The sequence below is a fragment of the Flavobacterium enshiense DK69 genome (assembly GCF_000498495.1).
GTDB classification, from domain to species: Bacteria; Bacteroidota; Bacteroidia; order Flavobacteriales; family Flavobacteriaceae; genus Flavobacterium; species Flavobacterium enshiense.
In genome coordinates this window covers 91,875-111,616 of the sequence record NZ_AVCS01000013.1, presented here as the reverse complement: position 1 = coordinate 111,616, position 19,742 = coordinate 91,875, and the positions used below count along the sequence as shown (strand labels likewise).

The following is a 19,742-nucleotide window of genomic DNA, read 5'->3' as shown; positions in this document are numbered from 1 at the left end:
ATTTCTTGATTTATTGCCTGGGATTGTGCGCAAGAGAAACGAACTGACAAAGTAATATGCTATTGTGGTTTTATTATTTTTTGACTGCTGTCAGAGAATAGACCATTGGGATTTTATTTCCTAAATGTTTAATTCTGAATTTTCCTTTCTCAAATTCTTCCGTTTCATTGAAACAGTTGTAAGGAGAATAATCATACTCGTTAAAACTGTCGATTGTCAGGCCGTTGCTGATTAAAGCGTTTAAAACTTCCGAAAGTGGATGGTTCCATGTTACTGTCTGCGCCGAAATTTCCGCATTTCGGTCGGCATACGTTCCGGATTCGTCTTCGATTATCGTTTCGACATTAAAATAACTGTAGAACACCTCTTTAAAATCATTGTCAAACATCCAGACCATCGGGTGGAATTCCGCGAAAACTAATTTGCCGCCCGGTTTCAGGAAATGGTTAATCACTTTGGCCCATTTGTCCAAATCAGGAAGCCAGCCAATGGTGCCGTAACTGGTGAAAACGATGTCGAATTTTTCGTTGAGATGATTCGGCAAATCGTAAACATCACAAGTGATGAATTGGGCATCAAGATTCATTTTTGTGTTGAGTTCTTTTGCTTTTTCAATGGCTTTATCGGATAAATCCACACCGGTCGCTTTCGCGCCAAGTCTTGCTAACGAAAGGGTATCCTGACCGAAATGACATTGCAGATGCAGGATTTTCTTTCCGGATACGTCTCCCAAAATAGAAAGTTCAATCTCGTTTAAGGTGTTTTTCCCGTTGAGGAAACCTTCTACATCATAGAAATCGGAGGTAACATGCACGTCGGTTTTGCTGTTCCAGGTTCTTTTATTGATGTCTAAATAATCTTTCGGGATTTCCATGGTTGTTTTTAATTTGATTAAAGGTACAATTCCATTTGGATATCGGCACGATCGTAGTCGGTTTCATCCATCGGTGTTTCCTTGAAATTATATTTTCGGTACAGACTGAGCGCCGGGATTAATTTGGTACTTGAAAGCAGCATGATTTTTTCGGCTTTTTTCGACTTAGCAAAGTCAATGCAGGCATCAATCAGTAAATTGCTAAGTTTCTGACCCTGGAATTTCTTGTCGACGGCCAGTTTCGCCATTTCATATACCGTATCGGATACTTTTTGCATCGCAACAGTACCGGCGACTTCATCATCAACCAAACAGAAAAAAATCTCACCACCGGGCTTAAGTACGACATCTTCAATATTTTCAAAGACATCCAAATCGTGCGGCTCTACATAAAAGTATTCTTCAAGCCAGGCAGTATTTAAATCGATAAAACTCTGTTTGTAATGTGGTTGATACGTAATTATTTTAGGTTTCATGTTGATTTATGCTTGTAAGCAAATATACTTTTATCGGATGAACTGCGATAGCTCTCGAGATAATTTTCGGAAATATTTAGGATTTAATTAAGAAAGGTCTCCTTTACTTTTGTGGTATGAATTTATCTAAAACAGACGTTGGCTTCATGGCTGTTTGCACTGGTCTGATTGTTGCCAATCTATATTACTGTCAGCCTTTAATCGTTTTAATTGCAAAAGAATTTTCAGTTCCAGAGAATGTTGCCGGAACAGTTACTTATCTTACTCAGGCGGGATATGCGGTTGGAATGTTTTTCATGGTTCCGCTAGGGGATAAACTAGAACGGAAAAAACAGATACTATTTACCACATTAGCCGCTGTATTGGCCTTATTTTTGGCGGCATCGGCTACTAATTTTGTGATGCTTCAGATTGCCAGTTTTTTAATAGGCGCTTCATCGATCGTTCCGCAGTTGATTTTACCATTATCGGCTACCATGGCTTCTCCAGAGCAAAGAGGTAAAGTAATCGGAACTGTTATGAGCGGACTGCTGTTAGGTATTCTTCTTTCAAGAACTATTAGCGGATTTGTTGGTGAATGGTTAGGCTGGCGCGGGATGTTTTGGATCGCGTCCGGGTTGTGTTTCCTGATAATTCTCGTGATACAGAAACAATTTCCAGTCAATAAACCTGATTTTAAAGGAACTTACGGTCAGTTGCTAAAATCGTTATTCACTTTAATAAAAGAACAACCGATGCTCAGAGAAGCAACGCTGATCAATGCGTTGAGCTTTGCGCAATTCGGAGCCTTCTGGACGACCATGGTGTTGCTCCTTTCGGGTGAGCCTTTTAATTTCAACAGTGCAACCATCGGATTGTTCGGGATTGTTGGGGCATCGGGAGCTTTGGCAGCTCCGTTGGTCGGTAAATTGGGTGATAAAGGGCAACCGAGAAAGGTAATCGGTTACGGACTACTGTTTTTACTATTGAGCTTTGTGGTTTTTTATTTTTCTTCGGAAAGTGTTATCGGAATTCTTATCGGTATTGTTTTGATTGACGTCGGATTACAGTCGGTTCACATTTCCAACCAAACAAGAGTGTATGCGCTTTTGCCTGAAGCGAGAAACCGAATGAATACTGTTTATATGTCTTTCAGTTTTTTAGGAACGGCTTTAGGATCGGCCTTCGGATTATGGCTTTGGAAAGTAGGAGGTTGGGAGACTTTTTCTATCGGATGTGCTTTGCTTTCCATTACTTCTTTTATAGTGTATTTTGTTACTTACGAAAGGAAGGTAGGAGCAGTACCAAAAAGAAATATATTTATAAAATAGCCTTATATTTGCAATTCAAAATTAAAATCAAAATAAGATGCAAGACGGAATTTACGCAAAATTTAATACTTCTAAAGGAGTTATTTTGGTGAAATTAACTCACGATAAAACACCTGGTACGGTTGGAAACTTTGTTGGTTTAGCCGAAGGTAAATTAGAAAACGATGTAAAACCGCAAGGGAAACCATATTACGACGGATTGAAATTCCACCGTGTGATTCCTGATTTCATGATTCAGGGAGGTTGTCCTCTTGGAACTGGAGTTGGCGGTCCGGGTTATCAGTTTGATGATGAATTCCACCCGGAATTAAAACATGATGGTCCCGGAGTTTTGTCTATGGCCAATGCAGGTCCTGGCACAAATGGTTCTCAGTTTTTTATCACGCACATTGAAACGGCTTGGTTAGATAACAAACACACTGTTTTCGGACATGTAGTGGAAGGCCAGGATATAGTGGATGCTATTGCTCAGGGCGATGAAATTGAAACATTGGAAATTGTTCGTGTTGGGGAAGAAGCTCAGAAATGGAATGCTGTTGAAGCTTTCAGAACTTTCGAAGGATCAAGAGAAAAACGTTTGGCTGAGCAAAAACAATTAGCGGAAGAAGCATTGGAAAAACTGGCTGCCGGTTTCCAGAAAACAGACAGTGGTTTACGTTACCAAATCATCCAAAAAGGAAATGGTAAAAAAGCTGAAAAAGGTAAAATGGTTTCGGTTCACTACCAAGGAGCTTTGGATAACGGAATGGTTTTCGATTCTTCTTATAAAAGAAAGCAACCTATCGAATTCGCTTTAGGCAGAGGTCAGGTAATCGAAGGATGGGATGAAGGTATCGCTTTATTACAAGTTGGTGACAAAGCTCGTTTTGTAATCCCTTCTTATTTGGCTTACGGTTCACGTGGTGCTGGTGGTGTAATTCCGCCGGATGCAACATTGGTTTTCGATGTGGAATTGATGGATGTGAAATAGACACTATTGAAAAATAAATTACAGTAATGTAATCGCAAAATAATTTCCATAAAAGCGCTCCTTCAATTTTTTTGATTGAGCGTTTTTTTTTATTTTTGAAACTTAAAAATGTAATTTTTTTCTTAAAATATGAAAAGTAGAATTTTGTTAGCATTGTCAGTTGTTTTGGTTTCTTGTGCCAGCAAGAAAGAGAAAATAACGAAAGCGACGGCGCAAATCCAAATTGATGAGCGAATATCACTTTTTAGGAATGCCTATAATATGGCGGTGGAAGATAAAGAAGCCGATTCCATTTATCGCAATATGGTTAATGATTACTATTTTGAATCCCGAAAAAAATACAGCAATTTAAGGAATCATCCGTTGATTGATTTTATAAGAGGAGGAAAGTATTGGGGAGTTGATCTGCCTTCCATAGCTTTATGTTTTGAAAATGAGACTTACGAAATCAGGAAAAATGTTGATTTTGAAGATTTGAATGATAACTTCAAATGGTATGCTGCCCGAATGGATACTCTTTCAGTTTTATTGGCTGATTTTCACCAAAAGAGTAAAAATACTGTTGTAAAATTAGAAGAAATCAATTTTGAGAAATTCAATAATGAGTTGCTTTTAAATAAGGTAGACGAGAAATTCAATGACTTTTTCAGGACAACAGTAAAAGCCAAAGTCAATATTTATTTCGATCCGTTGAATAGCTATGTAAATAAAGCGATTACGTTTGTTGATGACGGGCCAAAAATTACTAATTTTCTTATTGGTTACTATTCAAAAGACATCAATGATACTCCGAAACATTTTGATGTGCAATGGGATGAAAATTACAGAAGAGCCGTTTTTCAGGGGATAACAAGTTCTTTTACAGCCAAATTGTTTCGAAAATATTATGATAAGGAGTTGAAAACGGCTTTGCTTCGTCCGAAATACCTCGACGTTGATTTGGAAGCAGAAATAAACAGTGGAATTGCCGCTAAACTTATAAGTGTTTATTATCCAAAAGAAGTTGGAGAGAAAGAATATGAAAGATTATCTCCAAATACAAAAATTGTCTTTGATATGATGGGGAAATACGTTGATGATAAAGAGATGAGCATCAAAACCATATACAAAGAAATAATGATTGAAATGAAAAACGCTTACAGATAAATTCGCTGCAAAAAGTCTCCCGACTTTGAGCAAAAATTAAAATCAAAGTTGAAACAATAATGTCGCAGCTTTTTTATCTGTTTTTGGAATTGAGCCACAAAGTTGGGAGGCTTTGCGAAGCGGGATTCGTGTGCCTCGCAGAGAGCGTGCAATATTAATTTTTAATCAGATTTGTATTTTATAAAACTATAAACTAAATCAAAACTAATCTTATTTTGTTATAAATCAAGTTTTAAACAAATTTTTACATTTTAACGTTTTTATGATGTACTATAACAATTATTTTTTTGCTCTTTAGAATTAGCTTATATATTCGTTTTCACAATACCACACAATACCAAATTTAAATACAACAAAAAATTTCCCAAAATAATTTTGCCTATACGGTTCATATTGCGCATCAGAAATTTTAATATGAATTATTAATCAAAATTATTAATCAAAATTATTAACCAAAATTATTTCAATTATGAAACAAGTTAAATTTTTATCCGTTTTAGCAATCTCAGCATTGCTGTTTGTAAGCTGTTCAAAAGAAGATGCGGTTTCTTCAGAATCTGATCAAAATTCAAAAGCTTCAAAAACTTCAATGGAACGAGGAACTGGTAATGGTGCTCCAAGTGGAACCCACTACAATCTGAACATTATTGGGGTACCCCAAAACAAAACAGCCGATATGACCGGAAACAACGGTGGTCGTATTTTTGTCAAATTGAACGGACAATCAAACATCTATCTTACTCCATCTACTGATGGAAGCTTTTCCGTTTTGGACGCTAATGGCACCGACGCTAACGGTGCTAACTTTCAACTTCCAGCGCCCGGTCTTTTCGTGGATGGTGTTTCTCAAGTGAGCTACACCGTATTCGCACGTGCGCTAGGTAAAACAGAAGGATCTGTAGTAATCAGAAACTGTGCTACTTTCGAAGGTGAAGTGATCTGTGAAACAGATACCGAGAATATTTTGGAAATGACAAGACCAAAAGGGAAAAGCACATTTACCGATGTGACCAGAAAACTTCTTTACATTAATGTTGACATCACAGACGACGATAGGGACAATCCTAGATTATACCCTATTTTTGATCCTGCAATGGAAGGTTATTTTTGGGAGTATAATGATACAGGATTAAAACTTTTACAGTTAAGATTTTATCCAATACCAACTACTGTCTCTCAATAAAATTAACATTAAGATTTTGGATAAACCCATCATTATACTGGATATTGATGGGTTTCTTTATTTGCGATTTATTGGAAGCACTGTAAGTTATATTAGTATATCCAGTACCCTCTAATTAATCGGGATTTTTTTATTATCCATTATCTGGATAATCCTTCAGATGCCTGAACTCGATGGCACGGATTGCAAATCCATGCTATCGGGTTTTATTTATAGCAATTTTTAAATTCAATTTTTATATTACAAAGTAAATTCAGCATACTGTGGTTGAGTTTCTGAAGGCCAAATGTATCATATTAAAAACGAACTGAACTGATTGCACGCGAGTTAAGAGAACTGACGAAGTAAATCCGCATTTTCAGGTTGATGAAAGTCAAATAATTTAAAATATTTATAAAAGTAAGGTTTTTCTTAACATATAATTTTTTTATTAGATTTACCGTCTAAAATCAGTCAAACTATGAAATTTAACGTATTTGCAGTGGCAATTACTTCACTGTTCATTTATTCCTGTGCCTCCAGACAAGTGGTGCAAACTTCCCAAAAAGGAGAAGACGTAAAAATAACTCGATTTGTAGTAAAAAAAACTATTACAGTACCTAATAAAGCTTTGACCGAAAACCAGGCTCATGGCAAACAGGTTTATGAAAATAACTGTGCAAAATGGCATAAATTGTTCGAACCTTCCAGTCGTACAGCGGAACAGTGGAAGCCAATTTTAGGCAAAATGCAGATTAAAGCCAAAATTTCAGATGAAGACGCTGCAAGTGTTTACAATTACCTGACTGCTCAAATCTAATAGGAATCGTTTTGAAGATATTTAAATCCCGAAGACTTTTGTTTTCGGGATTTCTTTTTGAAATGTTTTTGCTTTTGTATTTTTGATGCCAAATTATATACAATGCGTTATCTTTTATTCCTTTTTTTGATATCTGTTTCTGCCAAAGCGCAGCTTCCTGCCATGCATTGTGGTTATGACTTTACATCCTATTTGGTTTTGGATGTGCATGAAGACGGGAAAAAGGAAAATATCAAAAATCTGAAAATCACTGTAGTTGACAGTTTAGGGAAAGAGGTGGTGAATGTGAATAATATTTACAGTTTTAGGAATAGTAATGAACCACTTCAGTTTTCCATGAACTATCAGATTGACGAAAACGGAAATAAAATAACTGCTGAAAATCCAAAGGCCCGTTGGTTTTTTCCTTACGCTAAAGACAATTACTTATTATCAATTGCAGCTACTTTTCCGGCGGATAAATTCAGTGTTAAAATAGAAGATCCTAATAAAAAGTACAAAACACAAACCATACAGTTGTTTGCTTTTAATATGTATATGCTCTGTTCGAGTCAGGCAGAAAAGACGGTTCAATTCGGACGCAAGGCAAACCGGCCGATTGATATTGTTTTGGAGAGAAAATAAAAAAAACACCTTCAAAAAAATGAGGTGTTCTTAAAGAGGTCTAATTGTCGGAAAGGTTTTCAACAGCAATTATTTTTAACATTTTTGTTCCTGCTGGTAATTCCCATTCTACCTGGTCTTTTTCCTTAAATCCAATTATGGCAATGCTTAACGGTGCCAGAATAGAGACTTTATTTTCTTTTACATTGGCCAATGACGGTAAAACAATTTGAAATTTCATTTGCCTTTTGGCAGACACATCTTCTACCGTTACAAAAGAATTTATGCGGATTATGTTTTTTTCAATCACTCCGTCTTTAATTATAACAGCTCTGTCCAATTCGCCGTTTAAAAGATCCATGTCTTTGGCATTGCTGGAGGTAATACTTTGTTTAGCCAGATTTCGAAGCAATTGATACTCGGCTACCGTAAATGTTGGAATAGGTTTCATAGGATGTTAATTTAAATTAATAGTTTCTTTTTTTGATTTTATGCGGTCACTAAAGTAGATTTCCGTAAAATTCTGATTGGAGTTAAGATTTGTCCTTTTGTAAAATACATCGGGAGTAATCTTCGTCAGAGTATCAAAACCGCAGGCACCAATAAATTCACCGAGTGCTTTTAAAGTGTTTTTATGGAAATTTGCTACACGTACACTTTTATCCGTTACATCAAGTCCTTTGTATAATGATCTGTTCTGGGTTGCAATGCCTACGGGACATTTTCCACTGTCGCATTGCAAGGCCTGAATGCATCCTAAAGCAAACATCATTCCCCGCGCACTGTAACAGGCATCGGCGCCTAAAGCTATCGTTTTGGCAATATCAAAAGCGGATATGATTTTTCCTGAAGCTAAGATTTTAATATGTTCCCGAAGCCCGAATTGGCTTAATGTTCTGTTTACGAATACTACCGCATCAGAAAGTGCCATTCCCATATAGTCAATGAATTCCAGAGGTGCTGCTCCGGTACCTCCTTCGGCGCCATCCACAGTTATAAAGTCAGGGTAAACTCCGGTTTTTATCATGGCTTCGACAATGTCTATGAATTCATCCTTACGGCCTATACAAATTTTAAAACCAACCGGTTTCCCTTTGGACAAAGTGCGCAGTTTGTCAATGAAGAGTATCAGTTCGTTAGCATTAGAAAAGGCAGTATGACCAGAAGGGGAATGAACTGTTGTATGTGGTTTAATGCTTCGGATAGAAGCAATCTCCGGCGTGTTTTTTTCAGCGGGAAGCAAACCTCCATGTCCGGGTTTTGCTCCTTGGGAAAGCTTCAGCTCAATCATTTTTACCTGAGGGTAGTTGGCTTTATCGGCAAAAAGGGTTTCCGAAAAACCACCTTTTTCATCCCGACATCCAAAATATCCGGTTCCGATCTGCCAAATCAAGTCACCGCCCTGCAAGTGATAATCGCTAATGCCGCCTTCGCCGGTGTTGTGTGCAAAATTACCCAATTGTGCTCCTTTGTTCAAGGAGGTTATGGCGGTTTTACTCAAAGCGCCGTAACTCATCGCACTGATATTATAAATACTTGCGCTGTAAGATTGCAGGCATTGTGAATTACCGATAAGGGTTCGGAATTGCTCAATATTTGCTTTTTTAGGGTACACGGAATGAGCTGCCCATTCATACCCGACACGATTTGGGTCGTCCTGCATGCCGAAGGAAATGGTTTGCTTTTCGTTTTTGGCTCTTTGGTAAACAATGGATCGTTGTCTTCGGTTAAAAGGTTTTCCGTCCAATTCCCCTTCAAAGAAATACTGACGAAATTCAGGTCGGAAGGATTCGAAAATATAGCGTAACCGTCCAATCAGCGGATAATTTTTTCGGACGGAATGCTTTGTCTGAAAGCTATCTGTCAAAACAATTAATAAAATAACCATAGGTGCGATAAGGAATGTGAAATATGCTTTGTACTGATATAACAAAAAAATAGTTCCCAATAGAAACCCAATGGAAATCATCCAGATAATTTGGCGTGCAGTCAGTTTGCTAAAAAGTTTTTTTTGAGCCATGATAAAAAATATGATGTAAAAAGAAATATCGCAGAAGATTACTCTTTTGCAAAAAAAATAGTGAATGTTAAAAAGTAAACCCTCCGTCTAAAGAGAAATCAGAAAGCAGACGGAGGCCTAATTGATGAAGGCTTTGTCGTTTGAAAACAATAGTGTTACACCACTCTTGAAGCAAGAGTGTCCCATAAGAACTAAAGATGTAGTTGTAACTTGCAAAGTTTGTAGTTTTTGTTTTACAGTGCCAATTTAGTCAAAGTAAATGATTTCCTGTGAATTTTAACTCCATTTTATGTTACAGCCTAAACTCGGTTTTTGGTTCGGGTTGATGCTTCGGTTGTAAATTACCCCATCAATAGCGCTACGTAAATCAGAGCCACTTAAAGGGATACCGTTTCCAGGTCGGCTGTCGTCCAATTGCCCGCGATAAACCAATTTGTTCTGATTGTCAAATAAGTAGAAATCCGGTGTACAGGCTGCGTCATAGGCTTTGGCAACTTCTTGTGTGGCATCAAAGAGATAGGGAAACTCGAATCGGTGTTTCATTGCAAAATCCTGCATCAGTTCAGGAGCATCCTGTGGATAATTCACGATGTCGTTACTTGAAATCGCAATAATGCCAAGCCCTTGTACGTGATAATCGTTGGCAATCATCACTACTTCATCAATTACATGGTGTACAAAAGGACAGTGGTTGCAAATAAACATTACTAGGGTGCCTTTTTTACCTTTTAAATCAGCGAAAGAAAAAGAATGACTCGAATAAGTGTCTTTCAGATAAAATTCGGGTGCAATCGTGCCCAGTGGTAACATGTTAGAAGGTGTACGTGCCATGATGATTTTCGTTTACGCCAAATTACGATAAAAATAAATTTCCCGAAATTATTTTTTACATTAGTAAGATAAAACCCCAAATGACATGAAAACATTGCAGCAATGGTTTGATGAGTACGGAGTTAGTCATCAGAACCCCATAAACAAAAAGGTTCACTTTATTTGTGTGCCGGCCATTTACTTCTCTATTGTCGGTTTACTGATGAGCATACCGAGTGGTATCCTGATGAGGATTTCACCTTTTAAAGAACCCATGATTGATAACTGGGCGGTAATAGTTTTGCTTTTTGTGTTGTTTTTTTATTCCAGGCTGTCATTAATGATGGCGATTAAGATTTCGATTTTTTCAGCGATTTGTATCGCAATCAATTACATAATAAGTTGGTGGTTACCGCTAAGGGAAGTTTCTCTGCTCATTTTTGTTTTGGCTTGGATAGGTCAATTTTACGGACATAAGATAGAAGGGAAAAAGCCTTCATTTTTGAAGGATATTCAGTTTTTGCTGATTGGTCCGGCTTGGTTTATTGAAAATTTGTTTACATCTAAAAATAAAGAATAATGCTTAGTTGGGAAGAATTTGAAAAAGTGGAAATGCGAGTGGGAACCGTTATCGAGGTAAACGATTTTCCCGAAGCCCGAAAGCCGGCCTATCAACTCACCATTGATTTTGGTGCCGAAATAGGTAGCCTGAAATCATCGGCACAAATAACAAAACGTTACACTAAAGAAGAATTGGTCAATAGGCAAATTGTAGCTGTTGTCAATTTTCCTAGAAAACAAATCGGAAAATTCATGAGTGAATGTCTGCTTTTGGGTGCTGTCGGTGATGATAATGATATTGTTTTACTGTCACCGGATTTTAAGGTCGAGAACGGATTGAGGATAGCTTAAGTTGATGTTGAGGTTCTTTCCCAGATCGCATTTATTTTGAAAAATGGATTTAGTCAAATCAAGAAGGTTTGATTATGTAATAAAAAAGTCCAAAGTTGAAAGGCTTTGGACTTTTTCAATATATGTTTATGACGGATTATTAAATGTCATCAAAATCGATATCAGTGTAGCTTCCGGCAACTTTTACTTCTGCTTCTACATCTTCTCTTCTTTCACTGAAATATTCTTTTTTGAAATCTTTTTGATGTCTTTCGGAAATCACTTCTTCTCCTTTGTGGTTTAATACATAAGAAGTCATTTCGTCCAGAATATCTTTAAAGGCTGCGAAATCTTCTTTGTATAAGTAGATTTTGTGTTTTTTGAAATGGAAAGAACCGTCTTCTTCAGTGAACTTTTTGCTTTCGGTAACTGTAATGTAATAATCGTCAGCTTTAGTTGCTCTTACGTCAAAAAAATACGTTCTTCTTCCGGCTCTTAAAACTTTAGAAAAAATTTCTTCTTTTTCTAACAAATCATTTTCTCTCATAATCCTTCTGTCAAAATATTAATTGTGTTAAGTAGAAACCAAAAATCTGAAAAAAAACCAAGATAACAAACATTTTATTGCATTTCTTTTTCGGAAAGTTGCTTATAAAACAATTCTTTGTAATAACCTTCCTGATTTACAAGCTGATAGTGTGATCCTTCCTGAATTATTTTTCCGTCTTCCAGAATAATTATCTGATCGGCGTTTTTGGCTGAGGAAACACGGTGGCTCACAATGATTGTGGTTTTGTCTTTACAGAATTCCATCAGATTGTTCAGGATTGCTTCTTCTGTTTCGGTGTCAACCGCTGAAAGACAGTCGTCTAAGAGTAGGATGGGAGCATCTTTAATCATTGCACGGGCTATGGAAACCCTTTGTTTTTGTCCGCCCGAAAGTGTAATCCCGCGTTCGCCTAAAACCGTATCGTATTGGTTTTTGAATTTCACTATATTTTTATGGACAACTGCTTTTTTGGCTGCTGCGATAACTTCTTCATCGGTAGCTTCTTCTTTTCCGAATTTGATGTTGTTTTTTATGGAATCCGAAAACAGGAACGCATCTTGGGGAACAAAACCAATATGATCACGAACGTCATATAAGTTGAGGTTTTTGATGTTGGTGTTATCGATTTTTACAGCGCCGTCTTTTACATCATACAATCGGCTGATAAGGGAAAGAATTGTCGATTTTCCAGAACCTGTTTTTCCTAAAATAGCAAGCGTTTCACCTTTGTTGATGGTGAATGAAATATTTTTCAGTGCTTCTATATTGGTGTCATCGTAGGTAAATGAAACGTTGTTGAAAGTGATTTTTCCTTTGATATCGGATTTTTCATTTACGGTATTCTGAATTTCTGGAACGACTTTCAGGAATTCGTTAATGCGTTTTTGTGAAGCTTCGGCTTCCTGAACCATTGAAGAAACCCATCCTAAGGAGGCCACCGGCCATGTCAACATGTTGATGTACAGGATGAATTCGGCAATCACACCAATGTCCGGAATCGAACCGTTAATGTACATCATTCCGCCTACATAAATAACGACAAGGTTGCTTATTCCTATCAGTAAAATCATAAGTGGGCCAAATAAGGATTGCACCCTTGCCAAATCGAGGTTTTTGGTTTTGCTTTCTTGGGAGAGGTTTGCAAAATCGTTCTGTTTGTTGTTTTCGATGGCATAGGCTTTAATAACCCTGATACCTGAAAATATTTCCTGTGTGAAAGTGGAGAGTTTCGATAAATTTTGTTGGTAAGCTGTACTTCGTTTATTTATTTCGGAACTGATTTTGAAGATGCTATAGCCTAAAATCGGTAGAGGCAAGAGTGAGTATAAGGTTAACTTCGGTGAAACAACATACATCTGAACCGTAACCACAGCAAAACGGATGATGGTATTTATGGAATACATTACCGCCGGCCCCACATATTGGCGCACTTTTCCAACATCTTCACTGATGCGGTTCATTAAATCTCCCGTTCGGTTTTGTTTGTAGAAATGTTGCGTAAGCCTTTCGTACTGCTGGAAAACCTCATTTTTTAAATCGAACTCAATGTGGCGTGACATTACGATTAATGTCTGACGCATCAGAAACGTCAAAAAACCGGCAATAAGAGTTGTGGCAAGAATTAATAAGATGTTTTTTAATAAGATTTCTTGCGTGGCGTTGTAAGATAATTTGCTATGTTCTAGAGTTTTAATCGAGTCGCCGACTAACTTTGGGGTGTATAAAGTGAAAAATTGAGCAGCAACCGTAATGAAAACACCCAGTAGGAAGCTGTATTTGTATTTGATAAAGTATTTATTTAAATATTGTAGTTCTTTCATTTTTGGTTTTGCTTTATTAAAAAAATCTCAATTTTTATCTTAAAAAATTAAATAAAAATTTTAAAAAATAACGTTTAAGTCTTGAAAATAAATATTAATTAAAAATTAAAATAGGCGAACTGTATTGAAATATTCTGAATAAAGGTGTAATTTTGCTTTCTGTTTTTGAATATAATTCAACTTTAAAAAAGATTTACAACATGATAACAGAAGTAACAAACGCTAATGAGCTTCATAAAATCGACCCTGTTTTTGGTCAGGTTTCATTTGATAATCATGAGCAAATCGTATTTTGTCACGACAAAGATACTGGTTTAAAAGCAATTATTGGTGTTCATAATACAGTTTTAGGGCCTGCTTTGGGAGGTACGAGAATCTGGAAATATACCAACGAATGGGAAGCATTAAATGATGTATTGCGTTTGTCTCGAGGAATGACTTATAAGTCAGCGATTTCAGGTTTAAACCTGGGTGGAGGAAAAGCAGTTATTATTGGAGATTCCAAAGTGGATAAAACTCCGGAATTGATCATTAAATTCGGTCAGTTTGTTAATTCACTAAGCGGAAAATATATTACTGCTGAAGATGTAGGTTCTACTACAGCGGATATGGATTTAATCAGAGATTATACTCCTTATGTAACAGGAATTTCTGAATCAAGAGGTGGTTCTGGTAACCCTTCTCCTGTAACTGCTTACGGAGTTTACATGGGAATGAAAGCTTCTGCTAAATACCAATTCGGTTCTGATAACTTAGAAGGTAAAAAAGTATTGGTTCAGGGTATCGGTCACGTAGGTGAAACTTTGGTTGATTTAATCACTAAAGAAGGTGCGATTGTTCAGATTGCTGATATCAACGAAGCTCGTCTACAGGAAGTTGGTGCTAAATATGGTGCTAAAGTTTTCAATGGCGGCGATTTGTACAGTGCTGATGTGGATATCTATGCACCATGTGCTTTAGGAGCTACCATTAACGACGATACTATCGAAAAAATCAAAGCAAAAGTTATCGCTGGTGCTGCTAATAACCAGTTGGCTGTTGAGCAGGTTCACGGCGCAAGATTACAAGAAAGAGGTATTTTATACGCGCCAGACTTCTTAATCAACGCGGGTGGAATCATCAACGTTTACGGTGAAATTGCTGGTTACGGTAAAGAAGAAGCGATGCGCAGAACTGAGAATATCTACAACACTACGTTAGAAATTTTCAACTATGCTAAAGAAAACAACATCACTACGCACCAGGCGGCTATGAGAATGGCTCAGGAGCGTATCGATGCAAGAAAAAAAGAAAACGCAGGAAAGTAATTTTCACTGTCAATAATATTTCATAATTTTGCGGAGCGGAAGATATTCTTCCGCTCCGTTAATTTTTAAAGTTCTTACAGCAGATGTTAAACAGAAGACATATCCGTGTAAAAGTGATGCAGTCCATTTACGCCATGCATCAAAACAATTCCGATAATCTTGATAAGGAAGAGAAATTCCTGTTTCAGAGTATCGAAAACATTCAGGATTTATATCTTATCATGCTTTCCGCTTTGGTGGAAATCAGGAAGTCGGAGGAAGATTTTATCGATAAATCCAGTAAAAAACACCTTGCTACAAAAGAAGAACGCAATCCCAATACAAAATTTATAAAGAACCAGGTGCTTGAATTATTGGAAGAGAATAATTCATTGAGCATTGCTTTGGAAGACAGAAAAATCACGAATTGGAAAAACAACGATGATTATATACTGTTGCTTCTGGAGGAAATAAAAAACAGTGAACTGTATAAGAAGTACATGCAAACGACTGTCAATGATTTTGAAGAAGACAAGCAGTTTGTTGTGGATATCTTTTCGGAAATTATTGCGCCGAACGAAAAGCTGTATGATTATTTAGAGGATAACAAATTAACCTGGGTTGACGATATCCCGTTAGTGAATACAATGATCCAAAAACAGCTGAAGCAAATAAAATCGGCTGATGATACTTCATTTTTTGTGCCTCGCTTGTATAAGGATTCGGATGATAAGGAGTTTGTGAAAAATCTTTTCCGTAAAACTGTTCTTAACAATAATGAATTGGCCAAAGAATTCATGGATAAAACTCCAAATTGGGATGCTGACCGTATTGCCGAAATTGATACTATCATTCTAAAAATGGCAATTTGTGAATTTTTGAAATTCCCTTCAATCCCGGTTAAAGTAACCATTAACGAATATTTAGAATTGGCGAAAGAATATTCTACACCAAAAAGTAGTATTTTTATCAACGGAATTTTAGATAATTTAGTCAAAGAATACCAAAAAGAAAATAAATTAATCAAAACCGGAAGAGGTTTAATGTAACTAACTTTTTTTAAATTATGATCAAAAGGACTTTCGGGATGTTGGCAATCGCTGCTTTAGTACTGTCAACTTCTTGTAAACAAGGAAATGCATCGGAGAAAACCGATGAAACAAACGTTGAAAAAGTAACGGCTGAAAATGCAGTTAACGGAAAATTACCTGTTGTGAAATTTGATAAGACGGAGCACGATTTCGGAGATATCAAAGAAGGTGATAAAGTGGAGACTGTTTTTAAAATTACAAATGAAGGCGAAGCCGATTTAATTGTAATTAATGCTCAGGGGAGTTGCGGATGTACCGTTCCTGAATGGCCGAAAGAACCAATCAAACCGGGAACTTCTGCCGATATGAAAGTTACTTTTGACTCTAAAGGAAAACCGGGACAACAACAAAAATCAGTTACTTTGACAACGAACACAAAAGAAGGTGCTGAAAAAGTAACTATCAAAGCAAATGTTTCACCAAAATCAGGTCAATAGGTAACGAGGCCAATAAAATAATAAGAAAATGGGACAAATAAGTCAGTTTTTACCAATACTTTTAATGTTTGTGGTTGTTTATTTTTTAATGATCAGACCACAACAACAAAAAGCCAAAAAAGAAAAAGAATTTGAAGCTTCCGTAAAGGTGGGTGACAAAATCATTACTAAATCTGGAATCCACGGTAAAATTGCCGAGTTGTATGAGGATACAGTGGTAGTCGAAACGATGGCCGGGAAAATTAAAATGGAGCGTTCTGCTATTTCTATGGAATTGAGCATGAAAGCTAATGCTTCAAAATAATTTTTTAAGAAGTATAAAAAAAGTCCCAATTAGTGTTGGGACTTTTTTTTATCTGTATTTATCATTTAAACCAATACCTTCCAAAATCATCGGTTTTATTTTTTCGATTCGGGTAAGTTTGGTTTTCTCCTGTTTGGCTGTTTCAATGTATTCAAGAAATTCACGTTGCTTATAGGGTGAAAATGCTTCAAATGCTTTTACCAATTCAGGATCCTGCTTAAATTCTGCTTCCAACAGTTCTGAAACGATGGCTTCTTTCTTTTCCGGTTTTTGGGAAATTCCGGCTTTTTCATTTGCAATCGCTTCATTTATATACTGAAGGATGTATTTTTCGTTGTTGATAATTTCCTGCTTCGATGAGAATCTCCATTGACGGAGCGCTTTGGTCACACCTTCATTGGCATTCATAAGAACCTTTCTTTCGTCTTTCAGGAAAACACCGTTGAAAAACCAAATGCCAACATAGGATTTGAATCCGCCAATACCCACTACGTTTTTTTTATTGACAGTATAAACCGGTCCGCCCCATTTAATCATTTCTTCCAATTCGGTTTTGGAGATAATGGATTTTACTAAATCGAGTTCTTCTGCCCATTGGTCGTTATTGATCCATGGATTTTTTTCTTCCATACTGCAACTATTTTGTCCATTCGATTTTGACTGCCGAAATGATATCCAGTTCCAAGCGAATGACGTTGTTTATCTTAAATTGATTTCTAATGTAAAAAATTATTGGCGATTTATAAATGGAACCATCACTTTTTTTATCATTGTTATGATCAATTACCCAACCGTTGAGTGTGTTGGTTTTGGATTTCAATCGCTCCAATAATTTTGATCCCAATCCTTTTCCCTGAAAGGAAGTATCAACAATGATGGCAAACCAGGTTTCCTTTGCCCTTTCAAAAAGAAGTGCCCAACCCGCGATTTTTTTATTTTCATCCTTCAGTAAAAAATGGGTTTTATTATCAAGTTTACCGAGATAGTCTTCAAAATCGGACAACGATGGATAACACAGTTTTTCCGGATACTCGTTGTTCCAGAGTTCAAACAGCCTGAGTTTTTGTTCATTTGACAGGTCTTTTATTTCTGCTATGGTATACATTGTGATTTTCAGTAGGGAATTTAAAAAACCGCAACTTACAGATTTTTAGTTTTTAAATCTGCAGGTTGCGGTTAAAATTTATGGTTCTAGATATTTAGACGTTTCTGCTAACTGATCATTGAATACTGATCATTGTTTATTTTTTATATTTCTCAGCAGTCAATTCAGCGATTTTGATAATTACATCTATTGCCTTTTGCATGCTTTCTACCGGAACATATTCGTATTTACCGTGGAAATTATGTCCGCCTGCAAAGATGTTAGGGCAAGGTAATCCCATGAAAGATAAACGCGAACCATCTGTACCACCACGAATAGGTTTGATTAATGGCTTGATGTCTAGCTCTTTCATTGCCTGTTCGGCTAAATCCACAATATGCATAACCGGTTCAACCTTTTCGCGCATGTTGTAGTATTGGTCTTTTACTTCAATTTCAACGATGTCGGTGCCAAATTGCTTCATGTATTTTTTGTTGAACTTATCGGCGATTTTCTCAACCAGTTTTTTGCGTTTTTTGAATTTCTTGCGGTCGTGATCACGGATGATTAACTGCACGTTGGTTTCTTCAATGCTTCCGTCTAAATGCACTACATGGAAAAATCCTTCGTAACCTTTGGTTCTTTCGGGCACTTCGTCCTTAGGTAATTTGGAGATGTATTTGGTAGCCAAAAGCATCGAGTTGATCATTTTTCCTTTGGCATACCCAGGGTGCACGCTTTTTCCTTTGAATTTCAGTTTTACGCCGGCTGCATTGAAGTTTTCATATTCCAATTCGCCAATCTGGCTTCCGTCCATAGTATAAGCCCAATCACATCCGAATTTCTCTACGTCGAAGAAGTCGGCACCACGTCCGATTTCCTCGTCAGGAGTGAATCCAACTTTTAATGTTCCGTGTTTGATGTGCGGATTTTTTATAAGGTATTCCATCGCCGTTACGATTTCAGTAACACCTGCTTTGTCATCGGCGCCTAAAAGCGTTGTTCCGTCTGTTGTGATTAAAGTTTGGCCTTTGTATAACAACAGATCTTCGAAATAACTCGGAGATAAAACTATGTTTTTTTCTTTGTTCAGGATGATATCGCCACCATCATAATTTCGAACGATTTGCGGATTTACATTGGCTCCGGTAAAATCAGGGGTAGTGTCAAAGTGTGAAACGAAACCAATGGTTGGAACTTCGTAATCTAAATTACTCGGCAAGGTCGCCTGAATGTATGACTTGTCGTCAATTGTTACATCCTGCAAGCCGATTGCTTTTAATTCTTCGACTAATTTGTTGGCTAAATCCCACTGTTTAGCAGAGCTGGGTGTTGTATTTGAATTTGGATCGGCTTCTGTATCAATAGTTACGTAACTGATAAAACGATCGATTATATGTTGCATAGCATTTTAATTTTAAGAACACAAATATAGCGTTTATGCATCAAAATCTAGTTGTAAAAAAAGTTCCGAGAATAAAAAAAGCTCCAAGAAGGAGCTTTATATTTTAGTGTAGATTGTTTACCAATCGCTTTTGGCAGCACTTGATTTTGCCATTTCTTTTTTGATGTTTGCTTTGATGTTTTCGATTTCAGCATTGATGGCTGCGTAGTAGGCTTTAAGCGTTTCAGCTGCCTTAGGTTTTTGAGCCGCTTTTTCAGAAGCAGTTTTGTCAAACATTTTCTCTATTGGCGTTTCTGATACCTCTGTTTTAGTAAAGATGTTTTTTATATCATACTTGTATTTGTTGTCTTTTGAATAAATGTCAATAGTATAAAATAATTTCACTTTAACATCGCTTGCGTTTATTTTTACCGTCATGATGGAATACTGTGTTCCGCTTACTGATGAAGCTTCAGCATTTTGTTTTATTTTGTCCTGTGTGACTTTATAAGTGTTCACAAAAAACATTTTGGAGTTAGTATATAAATCCTGTTTTGTTTTGCCTTCAGCCGGTACAATTTCAGTGAAAATAATCTGTCCGTTTTCGTTCAACGGGAATTCGAATTTTTCTTGCGCACTAATGTTTAAGGCGAATAATACCAATAATAAGAATATTTTCTTCATGTCCTTTTTCGTTTTAGTTA

23 protein-coding genes are annotated in these 19,742 nt (G+C 36.7%); 12 read left to right on the top strand and 11 right to left on the bottom strand.

The window, feature by feature from the left end:
* Window positions 1-73: 73 nt before the first annotated feature.
* Together FEDK69T_RS09315 and FEDK69T_RS09310 are read right to left on the bottom strand one after the other, a co-directional pair.
* Window positions 74-874, bottom strand: coding sequence for a class I SAM-dependent methyltransferase (locus FEDK69T_RS09315; RefSeq protein WP_023573908.1), 801 nt, complete (start codon window positions 872-874; stop codon window positions 74-76).
* 17 nt (window positions 875-891) lie between these two features.
* Window positions 892-1,350 carry a GNAT family N-acetyltransferase gene (locus FEDK69T_RS09310; protein WP_023573907.1) on the bottom strand — a complete coding sequence of 153 codons (459 nt, stop codon included), beginning with the start codon at window positions 1,348-1,350 and terminating at the stop codon, window positions 892-894.
* Window positions 1,351-1,466: 116 nt separating this feature from the next.
* Here FEDK69T_RS09310 and FEDK69T_RS09305 point away from each other — a divergent pair, with 116 nt between their 5' ends.
* From FEDK69T_RS09305 to FEDK69T_RS09280, 6 genes are all read left to right on the top strand, one after another.
* Window positions 1,467-2,660: an MFS transporter gene (locus FEDK69T_RS09305; RefSeq protein WP_051385113.1), complete on the top strand. Its 1,194-nt coding sequence runs from the start codon at window positions 1,467-1,469 to the stop codon at window positions 2,658-2,660.
* 37 nt (window positions 2,661-2,697) lie between these two features.
* Window positions 2,698-3,630: a peptidylprolyl isomerase gene (locus FEDK69T_RS09300; RefSeq protein ID WP_023573905.1), complete on the top strand. Its 933-nt coding sequence runs from the start codon at window positions 2,698-2,700 to the stop codon at window positions 3,628-3,630.
* Window positions 3,631-3,759: 129 nt separating this feature from the next.
* The gene (locus tag FEDK69T_RS09295; protein ID WP_035630550.1) at window positions 3,760-4,776 is read left to right on the top strand and encodes a hypothetical protein; all 1,017 of its coding nucleotides are present in this window, start codon (window positions 3,760-3,762) and stop codon (window positions 4,774-4,776) included.
* 469 nt (window positions 4,777-5,245) lie between these two features.
* On the top strand, window positions 5,246-5,959 hold the full coding sequence (locus FEDK69T_RS09290) for a hypothetical protein (RefSeq protein WP_023573903.1): 714 nt from the start codon (window positions 5,246-5,248) through the stop codon (window positions 5,957-5,959).
* Between the two features lie 460 nt (window positions 5,960-6,419).
* Window positions 6,420-6,758 carry a hypothetical protein gene (locus tag FEDK69T_RS09285; RefSeq protein ID WP_023573902.1) on the top strand — a complete coding sequence of 113 codons (339 nt, stop codon included), beginning with the start codon at window positions 6,420-6,422 and terminating at the stop codon, window positions 6,756-6,758.
* Window positions 6,759-6,860: 102 nt separating this feature from the next.
* Window positions 6,861-7,382, top strand: a complete 522-nt coding sequence (locus tag FEDK69T_RS09280; RefSeq protein WP_023573901.1) for a hypothetical protein — start codon at window positions 6,861-6,863, stop codon at window positions 7,380-7,382.
* Window positions 7,383-7,422: 40 nt separating this feature from the next.
* On the opposite strand, the gene FEDK69T_RS09275 is transcribed toward FEDK69T_RS09280, so the two are convergent.
* The 3 genes from FEDK69T_RS09275 to FEDK69T_RS09265 all read right to left on the bottom strand — a co-directional run bounded on the left by FEDK69T_RS09275 (window position 7,423) and on the right by FEDK69T_RS09265 (window position 10,212).
* The gene (locus FEDK69T_RS09275) at window positions 7,423-7,812 is read right to left on the bottom strand and encodes a GreA/GreB family elongation factor (protein WP_023573900.1); all 390 of its coding nucleotides are present in this window, start codon (window positions 7,810-7,812) and stop codon (window positions 7,423-7,425) included.
* Window positions 7,813-7,818: 6 nt separating this feature from the next.
* The gene (locus FEDK69T_RS09270; protein WP_051385112.1) at window positions 7,819-9,381 is read right to left on the bottom strand and encodes an FMN-binding glutamate synthase family protein; all 1,563 of its coding nucleotides are present in this window, start codon (window positions 9,379-9,381) and stop codon (window positions 7,819-7,821) included.
* 276 nt (window positions 9,382-9,657) lie between these two features.
* A complete protein-coding gene (locus tag FEDK69T_RS09265; RefSeq protein ID WP_023573897.1) occupies window positions 9,658-10,212 on the bottom strand; it encodes a thioredoxin family protein in 555 nt (184 codons plus the stop codon).
* Between the two features lie 85 nt (window positions 10,213-10,297).
* Between FEDK69T_RS09265 and FEDK69T_RS09260 the strand changes: the two genes are divergently transcribed.
* Window positions 10,298-10,771: an Mpo1 family 2-hydroxy fatty acid dioxygenase gene (locus FEDK69T_RS09260; protein WP_023573896.1), complete on the top strand. Its 474-nt coding sequence runs from the start codon at window positions 10,298-10,300 to the stop codon at window positions 10,769-10,771.
* A complete protein-coding gene (locus FEDK69T_RS09255; RefSeq protein WP_205622831.1) occupies window positions 10,771-11,103 on the top strand; it encodes a tRNA-binding protein in 333 nt (110 codons plus the stop codon). Before FEDK69T_RS09260 ends, FEDK69T_RS09255 begins: the two co-directional genes overlap by 1 nt.
* Before the next feature lie 139 nt (window positions 11,104-11,242).
* On the opposite strand, the gene FEDK69T_RS09250 is transcribed toward FEDK69T_RS09255, so the two are convergent.
* Together FEDK69T_RS09250 and FEDK69T_RS09245 are read right to left on the bottom strand one after the other, a co-directional pair.
* Window positions 11,243-11,629, bottom strand: coding sequence for a PUR family DNA/RNA-binding protein (locus FEDK69T_RS09250; RefSeq protein WP_023573894.1), 387 nt, complete (start codon window positions 11,627-11,629; stop codon window positions 11,243-11,245).
* 74 nt (window positions 11,630-11,703) lie between these two features.
* On the bottom strand, window positions 11,704-13,452 hold the full coding sequence (locus tag FEDK69T_RS09245) for an ABC transporter ATP-binding protein (protein WP_023573893.1): 1,749 nt from the start codon (window positions 13,450-13,452) through the stop codon (window positions 11,704-11,706).
* Window positions 13,453-13,652: 200 nt separating this feature from the next.
* Here FEDK69T_RS09245 and FEDK69T_RS09240 point away from each other — a divergent pair, with 200 nt between their 5' ends.
* The 4 genes from FEDK69T_RS09240 to yajC all read left to right on the top strand — a co-directional run bounded on the left by FEDK69T_RS09240 (window position 13,653) and on the right by yajC (window position 16,570).
* On the top strand, window positions 13,653-14,759 hold the full coding sequence (locus tag FEDK69T_RS09240) for a Glu/Leu/Phe/Val dehydrogenase dimerization domain-containing protein (RefSeq protein ID WP_035630552.1): 1,107 nt from the start codon (window positions 13,653-13,655) through the stop codon (window positions 14,757-14,759).
* Window positions 14,760-14,842: 83 nt separating this feature from the next.
* A complete protein-coding gene (gene nusB / locus FEDK69T_RS09235) occupies window positions 14,843-15,787 on the top strand; it encodes a transcription antitermination factor NusB (RefSeq protein ID WP_023573891.1) in 945 nt (314 codons plus the stop codon).
* 17 nt (window positions 15,788-15,804) lie between these two features.
* Complete coding sequence (locus tag FEDK69T_RS09230) at window positions 15,805-16,266, top strand: DUF1573 domain-containing protein (protein WP_023573890.1); 462 nt, start codon at window positions 15,805-15,807, stop codon at window positions 16,264-16,266.
* Between the two features lie 28 nt (window positions 16,267-16,294).
* The gene (gene yajC / locus FEDK69T_RS09225; protein ID WP_023573889.1) at window positions 16,295-16,570 is read left to right on the top strand and encodes a preprotein translocase subunit YajC; all 276 of its coding nucleotides are present in this window, start codon (window positions 16,295-16,297) and stop codon (window positions 16,568-16,570) included.
* 48 nt (window positions 16,571-16,618) lie between these two features.
* Here the strand turns inward: yajC and FEDK69T_RS09220 are convergent, their stop codons facing one another.
* The 4 genes from FEDK69T_RS09220 to FEDK69T_RS09205 all read right to left on the bottom strand — a co-directional run bounded on the left by FEDK69T_RS09220 (window position 16,619) and on the right by FEDK69T_RS09205 (window position 19,722).
* Window positions 16,619-17,200, bottom strand: a complete 582-nt coding sequence (locus FEDK69T_RS09220; RefSeq protein ID WP_023573888.1) for a YdeI/OmpD-associated family protein — start codon at window positions 17,198-17,200, stop codon at window positions 16,619-16,621.
* A 7-nt stretch (window positions 17,201-17,207) separates the two neighbouring features.
* Complete coding sequence (locus FEDK69T_RS09215; protein ID WP_023573887.1) at window positions 17,208-17,675, bottom strand: GNAT family N-acetyltransferase; 468 nt, start codon at window positions 17,673-17,675, stop codon at window positions 17,208-17,210.
* Window positions 17,676-17,811: 136 nt separating this feature from the next.
* The gene (gene pepT / locus FEDK69T_RS09210; protein WP_023573886.1) at window positions 17,812-19,059 is read right to left on the bottom strand and encodes a peptidase T; all 1,248 of its coding nucleotides are present in this window, start codon (window positions 19,057-19,059) and stop codon (window positions 17,812-17,814) included.
* 117 nt (window positions 19,060-19,176) lie between these two features.
* On the bottom strand, window positions 19,177-19,722 hold the full coding sequence (locus tag FEDK69T_RS09205; protein WP_023573885.1) for a DUF4468 domain-containing protein: 546 nt from the start codon (window positions 19,720-19,722) through the stop codon (window positions 19,177-19,179).
* Window positions 19,723-19,742 lie beyond the last annotated feature (20 nt).